Source organism: Actinoplanes sp. NPDC048791, from assembly GCF_040650095.1.
Lineage (GTDB): Bacteria > Actinomycetota > Actinomycetes > Mycobacteriales > Micromonosporaceae > Actinoplanes.
Genome location: NZ_JBEZGQ010000926.1, coordinates 1 through 3318 on the forward strand (window position 1 = coordinate 1; position 3318 = coordinate 3318).

At 72.2% G+C, this 3318-nt stretch carries 3 protein-coding genes and 1 pseudogene; 1 reads left to right on the forward strand and 3 read right to left on the reverse strand.

The window, feature by feature from the left end:
* Positions 1-305 (reverse strand): copper resistance CopC family protein (locus AB0C29_RS39825; RefSeq protein WP_360831965.1); only part of this gene is annotated, 305 nt, incomplete at its 3' end.
* A gap of 168 nt (positions 306-473) precedes the next feature.
* On the opposite strand from AB0C29_RS39825, the gene pgm reads away from it, so the two are divergent.
* Positions 474-2117, forward strand: a complete 1644-nt coding sequence (pgm, locus tag AB0C29_RS39830; protein WP_360831967.1) for a phosphoglucomutase (alpha-D-glucose-1,6-bisphosphate-dependent) — start codon at positions 474-476, stop codon at positions 2115-2117.
* 42 nt (positions 2118-2159) lie between these two features.
* On the opposite strand, the gene AB0C29_RS39835 is transcribed toward pgm, so the two are convergent.
* Both AB0C29_RS39835 and AB0C29_RS39840 read right to left on the reverse strand, forming a co-directional pair.
* The gene (locus AB0C29_RS39835) at positions 2160-2807 is read right to left on the reverse strand and encodes a response regulator transcription factor (protein ID WP_360831970.1); all 648 of its coding nucleotides are present in this window, start codon (positions 2805-2807) and stop codon (positions 2160-2162) included.
* A pseudogene (locus AB0C29_RS39840) lies at positions 2807-3318 on the reverse strand (hypothetical protein); the annotation flags it as partial. The pseudogene AB0C29_RS39840 and the gene AB0C29_RS39835, both read right to left, overlap by 1 nt.

Below are 3318 nucleotides of genomic sequence, written 5' to 3' on the forward strand. Positions count from 1 at the left end.
CTGGAGACGATCCGATAGCTGACCAGGTACGTGCCCAGCGGCTGGTCCGCGCGCCGCACCTGGATCCGCAGCGTCGACCCGATCGCGGCGACCGCGCCGGTGATCCGCTTGCCGTCCGGCGCGAGCACCTGCGTGCGGTCCGGCACCGGGGTGATGCCCTCGGTGAACGTCAGAGTGATCTCGCCGGGCGCCGTCGCCACCACACTGCCGGGCTCCGGCGTCGCCGTCGTCAACGCGGCGTGCGCGCTCGCCGGCGCCGCCGGAAGCAGCACCGCACCCAGTCCGATCATGGCCACGATGAGCACGCGCACGATCCGCGGCCCCCCAGCCGCTGCAGCCCCAGTCACGACAGGTAGTTCGGATCATCGGGGGGAAAGGTTCAATCCGCGCACGGCGGCTTACCGATCCGCCCGGCCGGGTACCACCCGGCGATACGATCCCGGGCAGGTCCACGCCCTCAAGGAGGCTCCTCGATGTCCGTGCATCCCCGCGCCGGCACCCCCGCCGAATCCCGCGACCGAATCGACGTGCCCCGGGTGGTCCTGAGCTACTACACCGACCACCCCGATCCCGGGGTCGCGGAGCAGCGCGTCGCCTTCGGCACCTCCGGGCACCGCGGTTCCAGCCTGAGGACGGCGTTCAACGAGGACCACATCGTGGCCACCAGCCAGGCCATCGTCGAGTACCGCCGCGAGCAGGGCACCGACGGCCCGCTCTACCTGGGCCGCGACACGCACGCGCTGAGCGAGCCGGCGATGATCTCGGCCCTGGAGGTGTTCGCCGCCAACGACGTGCGGGTGCTGATCGACAGCCGCGACGGCTACACCCCGACGCCGGCGCTGTCGCACGCGATCCTGACCTACAACAAGGGCCGCACCTCCGGACTGGCCGACGGCGTGGTCGTCACCCCCTCGCACAACCCACCGGACGACGGCGGCTTCAAGTACAACCCGCCGCACGGCGGGCCGGCCGACACCGACGCCACCAAATGGATCCAGGACCGGGCGAACGCGCTGATCGCCGCCGGCCTCAAGGAGGTACGCCGGGTGCCGGCCGCCCGGGCCCGCACCTCGGAGCTGGTCAGCGGCTACGACTACCTGGCCACGTACGTGGACGACCTGGGCTCGGTCATCGACATGGAGGCGATCCGCTCGGCCGGCATCCGGATCGGCGCGGACCCGCTGGGCGGCGCCAGCGTCGCCTATTGGGGCGAGATCGGCTCCCGGTACGGCCTGGACCTGACCGTGGTGAACCCGGACGTCGACCCGACCTTCGGCTTCATGACCCTGGACTGGGACGGCAAGATCCGGATGGACTGCTCGTCGCCGTACGCGATGGCCTCGCTGATCGCCCAGAAGGACAAGTTCCAGCTGGCCACCGGCAACGACGCGGACGCCGACCGGCACGGCATCGTCACGCCCGACGGCGGCCTGATGAATCCCAACCACTACCTGGCCGTGGCGATCTCGTACCTGTACAAGGTGCGCACGGACTGGCCGGCCGCGGCGGCGATCGGCAAGACCCTGGTGTCGTCGTCGATGATCGACCGGGTGGCGGCGGACCTGGGCCGCAAACTGGACGAGGTGCCGGTCGGCTTCAAGTGGTTCGTGCCGGGCCTGCTGGACGGCTCGGTCGGCTTCGGCGGCGAGGAGAGCGCGGGAGCGTCGTTCCTGCGCCGCGACGGCAGCCCGTGGAGCACGGACAAGGACGGCATCCTGCTGGACCTGCTGGCCTCGGAGATCGTGGCGACGACCGGCCGCACCCCGAGCGAGCACTACCGCGACCTGACGGCGAAGTTCGGCGACCCGGCGTACGCCCGCATCGACGCCCCGGCGACCCGCGACGAGAAGGCGATCCTGGGCAAGCTGTCGCCGTCGCAGGTGACGGCCAAGGAGCTCGACGGCGAACCGATCACGGCGGTGCTGACGTCGGCGCCGGGCAACAACGCCCCGATCGGCGGCCTGAAGGTGACGACGGAGTCGGGCTGGTTCGCGGCCCGGCCGTCGGGCACGGAGGACGTCTACAAGATCTACGCGGAGTCGTTCAAGGGGCCGGACCACCTGGCGCGCATCCAGGAGGAGGCGCGGGCGGTGGTCTCGGCGGCCCTCAAGGGCTGAACCCCGGACACCCGGCCCGGACTGCTTGAGATCCGGGCCGGGTCAGGGGTTGGGGCGGACCAGGCCGAGGTCGTAGGCGGCGATCGTCGCCTGCACGCGGTCGCGGACGCCGAGCTTGGCCAGCAGCGCGTTGACGTGCACCTTCACCGTGCCGGTGGTGATGCCCAGGGCGGTGCCGATCTCGGCGTTGGACATGCCGGTGGCGATGCTGACCAGGACCTCGCGCTCGCGGGGAGTGAGGCCCTCCAGCCGCCGCCCGGGTTCGGCCGGTCCGGACAGCCCACCGCTGGCGAACGCGTCGATCAACCGCCGCGTGACAGCGGGACTGAGCATCGCCTCACCGTCCGCGACAACCCGGATGGCGGCGAGCAGATCGGCGGGCAGCACATCCTTGAGCACGAACCCGGCCGCGCCCGCCTTCAACGCCTCATAGACATACCGGTCCTGATGGAACGTCGTGAGGACCAGCACCTTGGTCTCCGGCGCGGCGGCAGTGAGCTGGGCGGTGGCGGTCAGCCCGTCCATGCCGGGCATCCGGATGTCCATGAGCACCACGTCGGGCCGCAGCCGGGCGGCCAGGTCGAGCGCGGTCTGCCCGTCGGCGGCCTCACCGACAACCTCAAGGCCTTCCTCGGCATCGACGATGGCGGCGATCCCGGCGCGCACCATGAGCTGGTCGTCAACGACCATCACCCGGACGGCGATGACGCCACCTCCTTGTCGTCCCCGGCCGGCGTACCCGGCCCGTCGTCGGCAGGAATGGTCCCAGCCGGTCCTTGGCCCTCGCCGGCCGGGTTGCTCGCGCTGAGCGGGTCGCTGGCGCGCATCGGGTTGGTCCGGGCCTCGGCGCCCGTCGCGCCGGTGGCCTGCGCCGCCTCCCGCTCCGGCTGGGCCGGTGCCGGCGAGTTGCCGGTCGAGTCACCAGTGACGGGCAGCGGTGTCGGGCCGGAAACCGGGCGGCCTTCGCCCGGATGAGCGGTCGTCGGCGCCGGCAGGTGGATCTCCGGGAGGCCGTCGGCGGCCGTCGCCATGCTGCCGCCCACGGCGGCCAGCCGGGCCCGCAACCCGGCCGCGATCTCCCCACCCTCGTCCGCCGGCATCGGCCGCATGCTGATCCGCAGCGGGTCCCCGCTCAGGTCCACCGACACGCTCACCGGCCCGGTGTCCCCGGCCAGCAGCAGCTCCACCACCCGGAACGCCG

What these genes read in the sequence shown, in the direction of transcription:
- pgm (WP_360831967.1), top strand. Translation starts at nt 474, where the DNA reads ATGTCCGTGCATCCCCGCGCCGGCACCCCCGCCGAATCCCGCGACCGA.
- AB0C29_RS39835 (WP_360831970.1), bottom strand. Translation starts at nt 2,807, where the DNA reads ATGGTCGTTGACGACCAGCTCATGGTGCGCGCCGGGATCGCCGCCATC.